Source organism: Paenibacillus amylolyticus (assembly GCF_036894225.1).
Classification (GTDB): domain Bacteria; phylum Bacillota; class Bacilli; order Paenibacillales; family Paenibacillaceae; genus Paenibacillus; species Paenibacillus amylolyticus.
Window position 1 is genome coordinate 325,050 of sequence record NZ_CP145892.1, and the last position, 15,715, is coordinate 340,764.

At 44.0% G+C, this 15,715-nt stretch carries 19 protein-coding genes; 11 read left to right on the forward strand and 8 right to left on the reverse strand.

Annotation, left to right across the window (positions count from 1 at the left end; genetic code table 11):
• Positions 1 to 39: 39 nt before the first annotated feature.
• The 3 genes from V6668_RS01525 to V6668_RS01535 all read left to right on the forward strand — a co-directional run bounded on the left by V6668_RS01525 (position 40) and on the right by V6668_RS01535 (position 2,413).
• A complete protein-coding gene (locus tag V6668_RS01525; RefSeq protein ID WP_338707542.1) occupies positions 40 to 1,047 on the forward strand; it encodes a LacI family DNA-binding transcriptional regulator in 1,008 nt (335 codons plus the stop codon).
• 332 nt (positions 1,048 to 1,379) lie between these two features.
• Positions 1,380 to 1,907 carry a hypothetical protein gene (locus tag V6668_RS01530; RefSeq protein WP_338707543.1) on the forward strand — a complete coding sequence of 176 codons (528 nt, stop codon included), beginning with the start codon at positions 1,380 to 1,382 and terminating at the stop codon, positions 1,905 to 1,907.
• A complete protein-coding gene (locus V6668_RS01535; protein ID WP_083685194.1) occupies positions 1,904 to 2,413 on the forward strand; it encodes a GNAT family N-acetyltransferase in 510 nt (169 codons plus the stop codon). Before V6668_RS01530 ends, V6668_RS01535 begins: the two co-directional genes overlap by 4 nt.
• Positions 2,414 to 2,562: 149 nt before the next feature.
• On the opposite strand, the gene V6668_RS01540 is transcribed toward V6668_RS01535, so the two are convergent.
• The 3 genes from V6668_RS01540 to V6668_RS01550 all read right to left on the reverse strand — a co-directional run bounded on the left by V6668_RS01540 (position 2,563) and on the right by V6668_RS01550 (position 4,455).
• The gene (locus V6668_RS01540; protein ID WP_338707546.1) at positions 2,563 to 2,922 is read right to left on the reverse strand and encodes a hypothetical protein; all 360 of its coding nucleotides are present in this window, start codon (positions 2,920 to 2,922) and stop codon (positions 2,563 to 2,565) included.
• Between the two features lie 260 nt (positions 2,923 to 3,182).
• The gene (locus tag V6668_RS01545) at positions 3,183 to 4,022 is read right to left on the reverse strand and encodes a DUF4261 domain-containing protein (protein ID WP_338707547.1); all 840 of its coding nucleotides are present in this window, start codon (positions 4,020 to 4,022) and stop codon (positions 3,183 to 3,185) included.
• 76 nt (positions 4,023 to 4,098) lie between these two features.
• On the reverse strand, positions 4,099 to 4,455 hold the full coding sequence (locus V6668_RS01550) for a DUF1304 domain-containing protein (RefSeq protein ID WP_036608019.1): 357 nt from the start codon (positions 4,453 to 4,455) through the stop codon (positions 4,099 to 4,101).
• A 266-nt stretch (positions 4,456 to 4,721) separates the two neighbouring features.
• On the opposite strand from V6668_RS01550, the gene V6668_RS01555 reads away from it, so the two are divergent.
• Positions 4,722 to 5,255: an MOSC domain-containing protein gene (locus V6668_RS01555; RefSeq protein ID WP_017691131.1), complete on the forward strand. Its 534-nt coding sequence runs from the start codon at positions 4,722 to 4,724 to the stop codon at positions 5,253 to 5,255.
• A 16-nt stretch (positions 5,256 to 5,271) separates the two neighbouring features.
• Here V6668_RS01555 and V6668_RS01560 read toward each other — a convergent pair whose 3' ends face one another.
• Positions 5,272 to 6,111, reverse strand: a complete 840-nt coding sequence (locus V6668_RS01560) for a helix-turn-helix transcriptional regulator (RefSeq protein WP_338707548.1) — start codon at positions 6,109 to 6,111, stop codon at positions 5,272 to 5,274.
• 28 nt (positions 6,112 to 6,139) lie between these two features.
• Positions 6,140 to 6,877 (reverse strand): WecB/TagA/CpsF family glycosyltransferase, encoded by a 738-nt coding sequence (locus V6668_RS01565; RefSeq protein WP_100528689.1) that lies wholly within the window; start codon positions 6,875 to 6,877, stop codon positions 6,140 to 6,142.
• 257 nt (positions 6,878 to 7,134) lie between these two features.
• Here V6668_RS01565 and V6668_RS01570 point away from each other — a divergent pair, with 257 nt between their 5' ends.
• Together V6668_RS01570 and V6668_RS01575 are read left to right on the forward strand one after the other, a co-directional pair.
• Positions 7,135 to 7,584, forward strand: a complete 450-nt coding sequence (locus V6668_RS01570; protein ID WP_150364027.1) for an SRPBCC family protein — start codon at positions 7,135 to 7,137, stop codon at positions 7,582 to 7,584.
• A gap of 177 nt (positions 7,585 to 7,761) precedes the next feature.
• Positions 7,762 to 9,291, forward strand: a complete 1,530-nt coding sequence (locus V6668_RS01575; protein ID WP_338707549.1) for a methyl-accepting chemotaxis protein — start codon at positions 7,762 to 7,764, stop codon at positions 9,289 to 9,291.
• 140 nt (positions 9,292 to 9,431) lie between these two features.
• On the opposite strand, the gene pyk is transcribed toward V6668_RS01575, so the two are convergent.
• On the reverse strand, positions 9,432 to 10,847 hold the full coding sequence (pyk, locus tag V6668_RS01580; RefSeq protein WP_074093123.1) for a pyruvate kinase: 1,416 nt from the start codon (positions 10,845 to 10,847) through the stop codon (positions 9,432 to 9,434).
• Between the two features lie 112 nt (positions 10,848 to 10,959).
• On the opposite strand from pyk, the gene V6668_RS01585 reads away from it, so the two are divergent.
• On the forward strand, positions 10,960 to 11,739 hold the full coding sequence (locus V6668_RS01585; RefSeq protein ID WP_338707551.1) for an AraC family transcriptional regulator: 780 nt from the start codon (positions 10,960 to 10,962) through the stop codon (positions 11,737 to 11,739).
• A 134-nt stretch (positions 11,740 to 11,873) separates the two neighbouring features.
• On the opposite strand, the gene V6668_RS01590 is transcribed toward V6668_RS01585, so the two are convergent.
• Positions 11,874 to 12,545, reverse strand: a complete 672-nt coding sequence (locus tag V6668_RS01590; protein WP_338707552.1) for a phosphatase PAP2 family protein — start codon at positions 12,543 to 12,545, stop codon at positions 11,874 to 11,876.
• 304 nt (positions 12,546 to 12,849) lie between these two features.
• On the opposite strand from V6668_RS01590, the gene V6668_RS01595 reads away from it, so the two are divergent.
• The 4 genes from V6668_RS01595 (at position 12,850) to V6668_RS01610 (ending at position 15,028) form a co-directional block, all read left to right on the forward strand.
• The gene (locus tag V6668_RS01595) at positions 12,850 to 13,638 is read left to right on the forward strand and encodes a CPBP family intramembrane glutamic endopeptidase (RefSeq protein WP_338707553.1); all 789 of its coding nucleotides are present in this window, start codon (positions 12,850 to 12,852) and stop codon (positions 13,636 to 13,638) included.
• A 141-nt stretch (positions 13,639 to 13,779) separates the two neighbouring features.
• Entirely contained in the window at positions 13,780 to 14,016 is a 237-nt protein-coding gene (locus tag V6668_RS01600; RefSeq protein WP_036607962.1) for a DUF6953 family protein, read from the forward strand.
• A 395-nt stretch (positions 14,017 to 14,411) separates the two neighbouring features.
• Entirely contained in the window at positions 14,412 to 14,612 is a 201-nt protein-coding gene (locus V6668_RS01605; protein WP_017691122.1) for a cold-shock protein, read from the forward strand.
• Positions 14,613 to 14,800: 188 nt separating this feature from the next.
• Positions 14,801 to 15,028 carry a cold-shock protein gene (locus V6668_RS01610; protein ID WP_017691121.1) on the forward strand — a complete coding sequence of 76 codons (228 nt, stop codon included), beginning with the start codon at positions 14,801 to 14,803 and terminating at the stop codon, positions 15,026 to 15,028.
• A gap of 245 nt (positions 15,029 to 15,273) precedes the next feature.
• On the opposite strand, the gene V6668_RS01615 is transcribed toward V6668_RS01610, so the two are convergent.
• Positions 15,274 to 15,621, reverse strand: coding sequence for a hypothetical protein (locus V6668_RS01615; protein WP_036607959.1), 348 nt, complete (start codon positions 15,619 to 15,621; stop codon positions 15,274 to 15,276).
• Positions 15,622 to 15,715: the final 94 nt, after the last annotated feature.

Sequence of the window (15,715 nt, forward strand, 5' to 3'; positions counted from 1 at the left end):
TATAACGAAACTTATATATAGCACAAATGGGGAACAACAATGAAAGCAACCATATACGATATAGCACGCGAGGCGGGTGTATCCATTGCAACCGTCTCGCAGGTCATTAATGGCAAAGGCAAGATCAGCGAGAAGCGGCGCGCTGAGATTATGGAGATCATGGAACGCCTTCACTATCAACCCAGTGCGATCGCAGCTGCACTTACAGGGAAGCAGACGTATACATTGGGGCTGCTCGTACCGGACATCTCAAACCCTTATTTCGCAGAACTCGCAAGAGCCGTGGAGGATCGAAGCCGTCAATTGGGTTACAGCGTGGTCATCTGCAGTACGGATAATAAGGACGAGCGGGTAGAGCGTTACCTGAATCTGCTCCAGCAAAAAAGGGTCGATGGCATGATGATCGGAACCGGGGTCGATAATGCAGAAATTTTGTCACCCCTCTTGCAGCAGTCTATCCCTGTTGCTCTGATTGCCCGTCATATGCCATCCCTGTCGGTACATACGGTCACTATTGACGACATACTTGGCGGAGCACTCGCAGCCGATCATCTGCTTGAACTTGGACACACCCGTGTAGCAGTTCTGTCGGAACCGTCCAAAGTCAGCAGCAGTCAGGAACGTGTACGTGGATTCCGTGAAACACTGATTAAGGCAGGCCATACGCTGGAACCGAATCAAATCCGAGAATCGGCAGCTGACCTGAGCTCGGCCAAAAAAGAGGCGTTACTGCTGCTCGGTGAGAAGGATCACCCGACAGGTTTGTTCTGTTGTAATGACATTCAGGCCATTGGTGCACTTCAGGCAGCCAAAGAGCTGGGGCTACGCGTACCAGAGGATGTGTCGATTATCGGGTTTGATAATACCATTCTGGCTTCGGTGACCAGTCCACCGCTTACGACCGTTGCCCAGCCAATTGAAGAACTGGGACATCGCGCTGTAGATCTGTTGATTGAAGAGTTAAAGGATGAGCGAAAAGAACCGCAGAAGATTGTCCTGAAGCCCGAGCTGGTTATCCGAGAATCAGCAGGTCGTGTATTGAGCTGAAAACAAATAGTTTTTCGGCGTACGCTGAACAGACGTGAGGCCAAGTCTACGAGTGTCATATTCATGGCTCGGGATAAGTGTTATCGTCTTACCTCGTTCTGAATAGGTAATAAAACAATATAACAAAGTAACAAACAAGCCGCGTTTACCCTATGGGAGAACGCGGCTTGTTCATTTAAATCTTTAATTTTTAGTGTAGCCCAAAACGTCATCGTAATTGAGGGACCAGAGATAAGAAATGACATTGGAACAGAAGAAGTGAGATGTTATACTGGAATATATCAATAATTACCAATTTATATGTTTTGTGTAGGTATAGAGAGGGGATTGGGATGACTAAACGAATCAAGATGATTATGGGTATCGCCATGATTATTGTTTTTTTAGCTATTGCAGTGCGTATGTATACCTCTGGTCAATATACTAAGTATATCCCCAGCAAACATACGACGTTTCGAGCAGAGGTCACAGATCATATGACGATGCTGGATACATTGGATCGACTGACGATTAGGAAAATTTCAAGTACAGATCCGGATAATGAAGATGATGAAGTGACGATTACAGATCCCAATGAGATTAGAGATATGCTGAAGCTATTAAAGGATGTTGATCTTAAAAGAGTACGGGAATTCGACGTTTCCGAAAGGAATCCGCATTACTATGAGTGGCGACTTACCATTAATAAAGAAGGTCGCTTTACCGATGGATTTGGACTGACGTTTTATAATGAAAAGTCCATCTCAATCTACAGCGAGGCAAAAACGAGAGACAAATTTGAGGACTACGAGATTACCAATGAGTTTAATCTGAATGAGATGGACCGCCTTTTTGAAAAGCTGAAGGAGGAGCAAACATGACCATCATATCCAACTATTATATACGCCCTATTGAAGAACAGGATATCCCTTTCCTGTGGGAGATGTTATACGCATCCCTGCATAGAAGAGAAGGTGATGAAGCTTTTCCAATCGAAAGTATTCATACTCCCGGACTGTCCAAATACGTTGAAGACTGGGGAAGAGAAGGGGATTTCGGGTATGTTGCAGTTGACCAGCAGGGCAAGAGACTAGGTTCAATAACATTAAGATTCTATACGGATCAGAATGCGGGATACGGTTATGTGAATGCAGCTACGCCAGAGATGGGGATGGCTGTAACGGAAGATGCACGTGGAAAAGGAGTAGGTACCTTACTGCTTCAGACCGCATTAGATGAGGTTGAACGGCGGGGAATTGCAGCAGTCTCGCTCAGTGTTGACCCGGATAACCAAGCGATTCGCTTATATAAGAGGTTAGGATTTGTGGAGGAGTCCCTAAATGGTACATCAGTAACGATGGTGCGTGTAAGTAAACTTGAATCTTAAATGATGAGCGTTCGGATCACTGGCAAAACTGAGTAAGCCACGTGGAACTGCAAAAGAAAAGGCGCTTCCTCATGGGGAACGCCTCTTTCTGTGTGCCATGTACAGCATCGGTATCTCTCTTATTATACTTAGTCCGTATCACTTCAATATTATTTCAACAAAAATGCCAAAGCCTCGTCATACGTTTCCCATTGGAATTCAGTCTGGTGCGCGGACTCTTTGGAGATCCGATTCAATTGCATTTTGGCGATCGCACCACCTACGGCTACACTAGCTCGCTTCATCCCCCACTGTGTCAGTAGTTTCTGGTGTTCCACAATTTTTTCTTTGGTGTCCTGAGGGAAAGCCTTCATGTTCCGCATATCTACTAGCACATCAAACGAATTCCCCAATTGTTCCGCTATTCTCTGGATTTCTGTATTCGTTTGTTCGACATGTTCAGGAGAAACAATACCTTCCCAGATAATTTCAATAATAGGTTTAGTTGAATCCAAACTTCTAACAGACATGTAGGCAACTCCTCGATAATAAAATAATATGTAATATATGAGACTATAAGCCTATTAATTATACCTTTTTATAACGAGAATGAAAACTAAATTCATAATTAAGTGGTTCTTATGGACTACTTATTCCTAGGGAAGTTAAATTCAGGGATTGTTATCATATCTTCATTGGAAGGAAGGTTAAATAGCTAAAAGCCGCCCAGAGAATGAACTCCAGACGGCCTCTATAACTGTAACATGATAAATTGAAAATCCTACGTAAATTAGAAGCCAATCTTCAAACTGTTACCTTCCGTTGCTACACCTTTGGAAAGGGAAATGCTCAGCTTTTGTTCTGCCGAGAAACCAAGTGTTTCCCCATCATGCAGTGTGACGTCGTTCTCAACCACATACGTTGTGGTCATGAACATCATCTCAAATACATCGCTTAAGGATTCAGACGATTGCATAATCTCCATCTCTTCTTTACCAAAGTTACGTAGTCCGTAAGTGTAAGCTGAAGCGCCTTCGGCATTTTGGAATAATCCGATGAAAATCCAGAGCGAGACGGGCAACTCATCATGTTTGATCCCACGGCTGGTTTCGACATATTGACTGGCTTCAACAACAAGTGGGGCCATGTATATGGCCAGCGCGTGATCCAACTGTAACAAGGCACTTGCTGTTTGAGTGAACAGAACATGTCCTTCAATTGCATCTGTTGCGTTCAGAACAGAGACAATAATCTGAGACTGGTGCCGTGAGGTAACTTGCTCCGCTTCTCGCCAAAGGATATTGAGTTTGGCATTCTCCTCAACTTCACGGTCAGGCACAGGCGCGGCAATGTGGGCACATACTACCTGCATTCCATTCACTTCGAAAAAGAGATTGCCCTCCTCTGGGCGTTCTTCAATCTCGATATCCCATTCGTTCTTCATGTTCCTGATGAAGAGGTCAAAATCACAATCCTCACGCTCCAGCAGGACAAAACCCACGATGGTTTCACTGTAATTCGTCGATTCGACAGCACCACCTGCAGGTACGTTCTCCTTTTTGCGCCGCCGAAGCTTGTCAAACAATCCCATGACATGTTCTCCTTCCAATTCCAGAACGATTCTGGTCATTGTACACTGCTATCTATTCACTACCTTACCATAAAGGAGTTAACATGAATCGAAACAATGCACCATTCGACAGAAATTACAGGAACAGAACTAGCAACAACGCAATGATCGCAGGCAAACCTTGTTTGATAATGATCGACCGTGAAGAAGTTGCTCCTCCATAAAGAGCCGCAATAATCACACACGCCAGGAAGAAAATCTGAATATGCTGTCCAACGGCAGCATCCGGATATACGAGTCCCCAGATCAGACCTGCCGCAAGAAATCCATTGTAAAGACCTTGATTGGCCGCGAGAGATTTGGTGGATTTGGCGAATTCCGGCGTGAGATTAAAGGTTTTCATTGTGCGTGGACGAGTCCACATAAACATCTCCATCACCATGATATAGAAGTGTTCGACAGCTACAAGAGCTACAAAAATGATACTAATCAAAGGAAACACCTTGCTTTCTGATATGTAATTTATTTACTTGTCCATCCTAGTATAAGTGTTTGCAACAAGAACGGAAAGAGCAAATTTAATTTGTGACAATTTAATTGCGTATTATTAAAATCGTTTATCGTTTTCCAGTTGAGTTATGATGTTGAAATTAAAAAATGGTTACAAAGGTAAGCATACGCCGATTGTCGACAATCCATTCATTGGGTAATAATGAACAATAAAGAAGTAATATTGCTCAGGAAAGGGAGGAGATTACTATGGGAACAGTTCAATTCGTCATGTTGGCTGATGATCCATCCACATTTGTGACCCGAGTTGTACCTTTTATCGACATTGAGCTTGCAGGAATTCCGGGTGACCGTCATTATGGTCTGCTTCGTCCGGCGGACTCACGTCAGAAAATCTACAAGCGTGGCACACCGATTGCGAATCGCCGCCAGATCAGTATTGTGTCTGAGGAAGAATGTGCTCTTATTGCTGAGAAAATGAACATTCCTGAAGTGCGTCCAGAGTGGCTTGGTGCCAATATACTGGTTCGTGGCATTGATCGATTGACGGAACTGCCTGCTGGAACGCGGCTCCTATTTCCGAACGGGACAGGGTTAATATGTGAAGGGGAGAACCTTCCCTGTGTACATCCGGGAAAAATGATTGAACAATTCTATGAACAGGACGGTTTGCGCAAAAAGTTCGTGCCAGCCGCTCGCAAAAAACGTGGAATCGTCTGCTCGGTTGAGCGGGAAGGTGTAATCCATACGGGGGATACCATCGAAGTCATTCACCTGTCCTGATTTTCAGGACAGGTTTCTAATTGATCAGCCCTCGGCGCTCACCATGCGGATGTTTAGAGTGTAGGTACTCCTCTGGTGTACTGCCAATAATGGACTTGAAATCTCGGATGAAATGGGATTGATCATGATATCCAAGATCCTGAGATAGCTTAATCAGGTCACAGTGAAGACCGCGGTCCATCCATTCTGCAGCATTTTGCAGACGATACAACTTGATTACCGTTTTGGGTCCGATACCCACATACTGATTGAACAGCCGTTGAAGCTTTCGGGTATGCATATTCCAATAAGAAGACAGATCATCCACTCTCAGCATCTCTCGGTTCTGTTCAATCTGTTGCACAATATCATGAACCATTCTCGCTTGAGCATCTTCAGCAGGAAGGTGTGCACACAATAGCTGGTCGATGTAACTGGTTTTATCCGCATCATCCCCCGCCCCAAGAAGCCGGTCTTCCAAGGACTCCGCTGTGACGTCAAGAATATTGGATACATTCATCGGTTGTCCGTACAATGAAGAAACAGGAACCCGAAGGAAGGGATAAAATCCTCCTGGTTTGAACTTCACGCCAAATACACGACCTTTCTCGCTCACAAGATAGGAGAATTTACGTCCCGATGGTCCGAAGAAAAACGTATTGTTCCGTTCCACAACCAGATTGACACAGGGGTTAGGCACGACATGTTGGGGATACGGTTCAAGTCCAGTCAGATCCCACGATACGATCCAGTAATGTTTAACAAAAGGGCGAAGTGCTTCGGAAGGAGCATGGCGTGTCAGTTGATATTTATGATCACCTTCATTCAGATTCAGCAGGCCCATACTTGGTCTGTCTCCTTGTTCTACCTGTTGCATCCGAATCATCCCTCCTGCTCATCTCACATTATTTAGGTTCTCTGAACAACAATGCCCGCACAGCAAAACGGGGTAAAATGAGTTGCCTGCGCCATCTCGAAGGTTGACTGAGGAGGCGATAGAGCCATTCCAGGTTAAGCTTCTGCCATATCGCAGGGGCACGTTTGGTTTTGCCAGCCACGATATCGAGACTGCCTCCAACACCTATGGCTACACGAGCGTTCAACTGGTGGCGATACTTGTTAATCCAGTGTTCCGCATGGGGTGCGCCAAGAGCCACGATAAGAAAGTCTGGTTGAGCAGTACAAATCTCTTCCACAATCTGTTGTTCCTCATCTGCCTGGAAATAACCATGGTGTCTACCTTTTACGATAACTCCGGGGTAACGCTGCGCAATGATCTTTACTGCCTGTTCACTGACGCTTTCCTCTGCTCCCAGCATGTAGAATGACCAGTGTTTTTGATCGCCTTCCTCCAATAAACGAAATAGCAGATCACAACCGGTTACCCGTTCGGTCAATTGTCCGCCCCGAAAACGGGATACCATCACAATGCCAGCACCGTCAGCCGTGACCAACCCGGCTTGATCGACGACTTTCCGAAGAGATGCATTCTTTTGACAGGACATAACAATCTCGGGATTACCTGTGATGACATGGAAGAGTTCATTGCTTTCCTGATCTACGACTTTATCAAGGATCGCAACGGTTTGATCCATCGTGACATTGGGAAAAGGGATACCCATAATATTGGTTGATTGGCTCATATCTCATTTCCTTTCTAAATTAGTCGCATTACCTTGAACAGACCTGTTATTTCATTCCAGTTTAGTATATCTGATCTTCTGGGAAAGCACTATATGGGCGCAATCCATTTGGATTATGGTATTACATTCCCGAAAACATAAAGAGCTTATATTTTACCTCTTGTCGCGTTTTTACAATACGGCCTTTGGGGTATAACGATAGGATAGGAGTGCGAGCTTGGCAGATCGCGTATCCAATACATAAAGGGAGTGAGTCCATGGAACTGAAATATGAATTCTATATCAATGCAGGACTGGAAGATGTGTGGAATGCTCTAATATCACCAGACGGCACACGGAACAGCTTTTTCGGTAGCGAACTTCGCACCAATTTCCAACCAGGCCAGCCGTTTGCTTATGTAGGGCCGGGTAATGATGGTGCGGAGACTGTCCATGTGTATGGAGATATATTGGAATTTGAACCGTTGTCCAGACTTAGTTATCAGGAGCATCCCGGACCGTCGTACCATGCGAATCATGCCGAGCTTCAATCCAGAGTGGTCTTCCAGTTGGAAACTGTAGGTGAGTGTACGAAGCTGACGCTGATCAATGATCAATTTACAGATAACCATCCTTCCATTGCGAATGCACAGAGCAGCTGGTGGATGATTCTAAGCAGTATCAAAACTTGGGTGGAGACGGGGAAAACACTGAATTTTGGCTGGTAGCTGGGAAGAGGTAGTCATTTAAGATTTATTTTCATAAAAAATAAAGGCAAATAATATAAGAACCAGTGCTGTTTCAGCGCTGGTTCTTGTTTTTATACAAAATTAAGACCATTGCTCTACACTTAATGTCTGATAATGTCGAAATATATATCATATGAGATAAGAGGAGAAATGAGCATGTTTCGTAAACGCACTGAATCGACCAAACACCTTCGTACAGATACTCATCAGAAATTATTGGAGTATAGTCGTAAACTGGTAGCAAACGCAGAAAAGGGCGACTATGACGCATGGATCGAAGATGGCATTGAGTTTCAGGATGCTGATGAAATAGCTAGTAATATCAAAAAAGCAGTACATATGATGAAAGCACAAAACGAAGCCGTGGAAATGCGCCTTAGAATGCTTAATCAGGCTATGAATGTGGGATTATGGGAATCAAAAATTGTTGCTGGTGATCCACTGGATAACAATAATATCGTTTCATTTTCGAATGAATTCCGCCAAATGTTAGGCTTCCATAATGCCAAGGATTATCCCGATTCATTTGCAAGCTGGGCGAAATCGATCTATCCGGATGACAGACCCCAACTGGTGCAGGAGATTATGAAACATGTGAATGACACAAAAGCAACAACTGCCTATAACGTCATCAGCCGTATGATTACAAAAAGTGGAGAAATTCGCTGGTTCCGATGCCTTGGACAAGTCATCCGAAATCAGGCTGGAGTTCCGGTCAAACTTCTGGGCATCATGTTTGATATTCATGAGGAGAAGAGCAAGTCTGATGAGCTGGAAGCACTCGTCACCCGATATGATCTGGTTAACCGCGCCTTGGTGGAGGCACCGTGGGATATGACCGTTGTGGCTGGAGATGTAGTTAATCCAAACAATGAATTTTGGTGGTCACCCCAGTTCCGTAAAGAGTTAGGGTTTAAAGACGAGCAGGATTTCCCGAATGTGTTCAGCAGCTGGAGCAGCCGACTTCATCCGGAAGACCATGATCGGACGATCAACGAATTTGCCAGACACATGAACGATTACAGTGGTCGTACGCCGTACGATCTGGATTATCGTCTGCAGCGCAAAGACGGGGAGTATCGGTGGTATCACGCGGGTGGGGAGACCATTCGGGATCAGGATGGAGTACCACTCCGTGTAGCTGGAACCATTCGAGATGTTACCCATGAGAAGAATAAGGAACAGATCGTGGAGGCCATGAATCTGAAAACAAAACAATTGTCGGAGTCCATTGGCGAGATGGTACGTGGAATCAACTCGATCACCGATCAGGCACAGGATCTGGTTACTGCACAGGAGTTATCCGCCGATGCGGCCATTCAAGTGAAAAGCAGTGCAGATGATACGAAGAATATCACCGTGTTTATTCGAGAGATTGCCAGTCAGACCAATCTGCTGGGGTTGAATGCAGCCATTGAAGCTGCACGAGCGGGAGAGCTGGGACTGGGATTTGGCGTCGTTGCAGGTGAAGTGCGGAAACTGGCTGATCACAGTTCGGAGGCCACAGTAAATATCGAAGATAGCATGCAGAAAATGAAAACATTGATTGATCAGATTCTTGAGCACATCGGTAATATGTCCACGTTAACGCAAAATCAAGCTGCTCTGACACAACAGGTGAATGCTTCAATGGATGAGATCAACACCATGTCACAGGATCTGGTTAATTACTCGAGGAATCTATAATCTCGAAGCCGTTTGTTGTAACATAACGATCATTGGCAACAACATCAACAAAAAACCACCGGGAAGCATTTCTGCTCCCGGTGGTTTTTTGTATTTCTATTTTATAGCTAAAATGTATAGCTTCAGTTTCAGCTATTGAATTAAACTTGTTGAACTTTGATCAGGTTTGTATTACCGGATTGACCGATTGGAACACCAGCGGACAATACAATGATGTCACCTTTTTCAATGTAACCAGTTTTGATTGCGTTACGCGTAGCCGATTCGAACATTTCATCCGTTGTCGTTACTTTGTCGCCCATAACCGGAATGACACCTGAGAGCAGGCAGATTTTCGCCAATACTTCTTCATGTTGTGTAACTGCGATGATTGGTGCTTTTGGACGATACTTGGAGATCATACGTGCTGTGAATCCACTCTCAGTCGAAGTGATGATTGCTTTTGCATTCAGTACGAGGGAAGAACTTACAGCGCCCTGACTGATAACTTCAGTAATATCAGCGATCTGTTGAGCCGATTTTTGTGCGAATTGCTCTTTGTAATCAATCATTGTTTCGGCACGGCGAGCAACAGCAGCCATCGTGCGCACGGATTGTACCGGATATTTACCAGCAGCTGATTCACCGGACAACATCACAACGTCAGCACCTTGAAGTACAGCATTGGCCACGTCACTAACTTCGGAACGAGTAGGGCGTGGGTTCACTTGCATGGACTCCAGCATGTGTGTAGCTACGATAACCGGTTTACCAGCGCGGTTACATTTATCGATCATTTCTTTTTGCATCATTGGTACGTCTTCGATTGGCACCTCAACACCGAGATCTCCACGAGCTACCATGATACCGTCAGAAGCCAAGATGATGTCGTCCAGATTAGTCATACCTTCTTGATTCTCGATTTTAGAGATGATCTGTACGTGCTCTACACCGCGTTCTTTCAAAATGCTGCGGATTTCACGGATGTCGTCGCCTTTACGAACAAAGGATGCTGCGATAATTTCGATATCGTTTTCGATCCCAAATCCGATGTGCATAACGTCACGCTCGGTTACACCTGGCAATGTCGTTTTGATTCCTGGCAAGTTAACCCCTTTGCGTGGTTTCAGAATGCCGCCACTGATGATTTTACAATGGATATCGGATCCTTCCACAGACAGTACAGTCAGATCCACAAGGCCATCATCGATGAGGATACGATCGCCAGGTTTCACAACGAGGTTCAGTTCCGGATAGTTTACCGAGATACGCTCAGCGTCACCAAGAATTTCTTCAGTAGTCAGGATCAGCTCTTTACCAGCTTGCAGATGGCAGGATGCTTCTTTCAGTTTACCGATACGTACTTCCGGCCCTTTGATGTCCATCATGATCGGTATATAGGTGTTCAGTTCGGAAGCTGCTTTGCGGATATTGTTAATCCGTGTAACGTGATCTTCCAGTTCGCCATGAGCCATGTTCAGACGGGCAACGGTCATACCTTCCTGAATCATTACTTTTAACAATTCGATTGAGTCACAAGCAGGTCCCATGGTACAAATAATTTTTGTTTTTAACATGCTAATTTCCTCCTCATATTTAAGCTTATATGTGTATTGTAGCGTTTTCTGTCGAATCAGGGTATGAACTATAGTACAATGATTAGAGTATAGTCCGATAATGAGGTGTGTTATGGTCACTCCACTTGAAGTACGACATATTAATGGTGTCGGTTGGTACGAAGAAGCTGTGCAATCTCAAGAAACTTGGCGGCTTAGCTTGGTTACTTATGGAAAATGTGTATATTGGGTGAACGGTGATAAACAGATCATGGAAAAGGGGGAATTGCTCCTCATTCCAGGTGGTACCCCATATTACGGCAAGAGTATTCCTACAGTAACGCACACACAGATTGTAATTCAACTGCAACGCGACCAGACGGAAACTCTGCCTGCACTGGAACGGTATGAGGCTTTGCGGCATAAACCTGGATGTTATGAGCTGATCCATCAACGCATGAGCGCTATTTATCAACAATGGCAGGAGCGTCCGTCTTATTATGTCATGATGAGCCAAGCCTTATTGATGGAAGTGTTGATTTATATGAACAGGGAGCTTGATCGTGGAGTTATCCCGCCGGAGAGGCATAATCATGTTGAACGGATGAAGCGATATATTGAGCGGCATTATCGGGAGAAAGTGACGAAGGAAGAACTCGGGGACGAGATCAATAAAACTCCCAATTATGCTGCCGCATTATTCAAAAGCATGACAAATCAGACCATCAGTCAATATGTCCATGATCAACGGATGAAACGAGCCATATATCTGCTTACCGAGTCACAACTCTCCATCCAGGAAATTGCCGAATTTCTCGGCTACCGGGATCTGTCTTATTTTTACCGCATATTCAAACGTATAACCGGAAGTCCACCGTCTGACCTTCTTCATGAACGGCCACCTATAGCATGAAACGCGTAGTCCAACCCAAATAAAGTTCTTCTATATAAGTAGGTTTAATTAAATGAGTACAAAAAAAGAGGGCCTATGCCCTCTTTTGCTGTATAGCAGGATCATCATCCCACCTGTTACATCAATAAATGTCGTTATACATGACTGCTTGGGTTAGAAGCTGTGAGTGGCTGCTTGCCTTTTTTTCGTGCCTGCCCAAGACGAAGAGCAAAGACATGTACAGTCCAATACGCGGCCTCAGCAAACAAAATGCCTCCAGCGATGTCCAGCAAGGAATGCTGTTTTACAAACACCGTTGAAGCAATGATCAACCACAGCCATACCGACCAAGAAATCCGTGCCAAAGGCCTAAAGTTCAAGTCTCTGTTAATCACAATAAACAGCAAATAGCTGGTCAGAACGTGAACACTTGGGAAACAGTTGAAGGGCGCATCATTGGTATAGATAAACTGTACTAACACGCTGCTCAGATCAGTTCCGCCGATCTCCGGGCGCGGGACATGGGTAGGAAACACCGCAAAACAGACATTGGCAGCCATGACACCAACATTATAGGTAATCAACGTACGCCAGAATAGCGACTTGTTCGTCAGACCCAAATAGAGAAATCCAAGATACAGAATGGGCATCCAGCTAATGTACGGATAAATAAATTCTTTGAGAAAAGGAATCTGTGTGTCAATCCAAGCATAATTGTAGAAGACATCACTTCCGGTGTTGCTGCCTAGAAATACGTAAATGGAGCCTTGGAGCGGTATGCACAGAATAGCCAGTAAATGCCCCCAGCGCTGAAAGAATGCTTTCATAGTATCCCCCTGATTTCATTATGCATTGTGAGTCTATCGTTATGGGTACTTCATAGATATAAGACGCTGAAGAGTCGCCACACCCCTGCAACTTTGAACTCTTGTAATACTATAATGGACAGATAAAGGTATAAGCCATACCTGATTTTAGGGGAAAAGAAGTCAGGATAAGTCTCTTTTTTGTTACTTTTATAGTTTTATCCATAATAGGAATATTCAATATACGGATAATGTGATACAACTATATTGGCATATAAGTTCTTATGACAACGGAAAACATAAATGAAACGAGGTAGGCAAATGTATGATTAATCCGCAAGCCAAGCCAAAACATTCCTTTTCCGAGCGGAAACCTGTACTCACCGTTGTGATTATTGAGCTGCTTCTCCTGTTAGCCGTATTTGCAGCAGGGGCCATTGCAACGATAAAACAACTCGACTACACTTCCCCTGTACTCATTTCCTTTACACCCATCGCCATTGTTCTGATGATCTATCTGACGTTAAGGCGCAAGTGGAGAGAGACTGGCTTCCGATCTTTGCGAAGTATCCCAGCTGGCCATGCAAAGTATTATATTCCACTACTCCTTGTACTGGGTACACTTGCCCTGAAAGGATTTGGGGAGCTGAGCTTGTCACGAGTAGCCTTTTTCATCTTTTTTACCTTGCTCGTAGCTTTTGTTGAGGAAACGATCTATCGGGGGCTTATTTTCAAAACATTGCTTCAAAAAAGTGCAGTGGCCGCAGTTGTGACCTCCAGCATCTTGTTTTCGATTACACATCTGTTGAACGCATTGTCTGGTCAGGATATGACGGATACGATCATACAATTGATCTATGCGCTGCTCCTGGGAGCTGTACTTGCGTTATTGATGCTGAAGAACGGAAATATTGTACCGCTTATATTGTTTCATTTCATACATAATCTGATTCAATTTCTAGGGAATGATCTGGAGGACACAGGTACACTTCCTTACGATCTGTTTATACTGGCAATACTGATTGCTTACTGTGCATGGTTAGTGTGGAGCATTCGAACAAATTCGTCTATTCCATCCAAAGGGAGTGAGCAAGTGAATACGGTTGTCCATTAAGGGTATTGCTTGAAAGTAGTTATCATACAGTTTCCCGTCAGCAGTTGGATCATGGTATACTTCAGTCTGGCGGGAAGACAGATATGTTCATGATACGAGGTCTGCCTATCCGTACATTAGGTTTAGACAGTAGGTGATATAGTGGAGAAGACAGCACAAGGTGTAGCAGAATGGATGGTACAGGAGATTAAATTCACAGGAACACTTCATCAGGAAGCTGCCATAGAATATGTGAAGACCCATTTTGGTGAAGAGTTTGTTTTTGTGAACGAGAACGGCAATACATCATTGTCCAAGGAAGTGAAGAAAGCTTTCCGAAAGCTTCATCGTGGGCAGATCGCCTGGGATCGGGATGCATTTATGTGGGCATGGACATAGTGTGTTATACTGGAGTAAGATGATTCATTGGTTGTGTTGGATATGCATGTCAGAATGTTATATAAAAAATGTATAAGATGGATTAGATCTGCATATCCTTTCATAAGACCGTACATAAGCGGCCACACACATAAGTGTGATAAACCCTGTCCCCGCGCGTGTTAATAACATGTATTTCCAAAGCTGTTTGAAAAGAAAATACAAAGATTTGCTTTTTTGCTGAATTGGAGTTATAATAAAAACAAGTTGTAGAGAGTGGAAAACCTAATTCATATATTGTAAAGGGCGATCACTTATAGGTTTATGACTGGTACCTTTTTCAATGTGTGAATTTTTATTTGCTTGCTGCAAAGAACAAAGGAACATGTTAATTTTTATTTGGAGGTGTAATTCACATGCAAAACGGAACAGTAAAATGGTTCAACGCTGATAAAGGCTTCGGTTTCATCGAAGTTGAAGGCGGAGAAGATGTATTCGTACACTTCAGCGCTATTACAGGCGACGGCTTCAAAACTCTGGACGAAGGTCAACGCGTACAATTTAAAATTGTACAAGGAAACCGTGGTCCTCAAGCAGAAGAAGTTGTAAAACTGTAATTAAAGCATAGCTGCCTTTAACATGTTAAAATGGTAAAGGCAGCTTCTTTTTTTTGATCAGTTATATAAAAGTCGACCCATTAGTTGACGAGGCAGGAGTCCGGTGGGACGTGAAACTTCCGCTAAGTGTAGGCTTCTGTGAAATAACGTCGGTTAGATGTTTTTCCATAACAAAGGGGGTAGAAGTCATGTATAATCGCAAAAAACCGTTGGAAGAGATTCCACAAGCTGATGCGGCAATCTGGGAATGTACGAGTGATACGTGCAAAGGATGGATGCGGGACAATTTTGCGTTTGATAACGTACCTACTTGTCCGATATGTGCTTCTGAGATGGTCAGCACGACTAGGATGCTACCATTGCTTGAGAATTCGAATAGTAATCTGAAAACGATGCCTAAAGGAAATCGGATTTAACATAGCTTACCCGCCTCTAACGAGGTGTTTTTTTTTAAGATCAAACAGACACCCTGTGCGAAGGTAAGGGTATTAAATATGAAGTTCCCGGCATTCGTTTTGGCGAATGCCTTTTTTTGTATCATTTTTTAACAGAAAATATAGTGTAATTGACGTGAATCGTATGAAAAAGATAAAGACCCTTTTCGCTATAAGCAAAAAGGGTCTTTGTTATGACTACAATTTTACCACGATCAGAATGGAATTTAGATGAACAGGAATGGCAGCAGAAACAATGTTGTTACCAGAGCCAGATCGATTCCCGCTCCATAGCCGTAACCCCCACCGTATCCTCCGTATCCATATCGACCGTATGCCGAAGATTTAACTTTTTTTGTTACAACAGCGTTTTTCTGGCTGCTTTTCACCAACTGCTGTTTGGATTTGACTGAACACAGCCGTGGTCCCTCGAAACACCCGTTCAAATAAATTTTGCCATCACGACATTGACTAAGCGTACCATACATATGCTTACCGTCGTTCATAACGAGACAAACGGAACGTCCAACGTGCGGAGAAACCGTTTCTTCACATACCCGATTAATTCTGTACATGCAAATCCTCCTCATTAGATGCGGTTGCCGCTTGAATTCAACGGTTTGTATATCATAGTAAAAAGAAGAGCAATTGGTATGGACGAGTACCCGG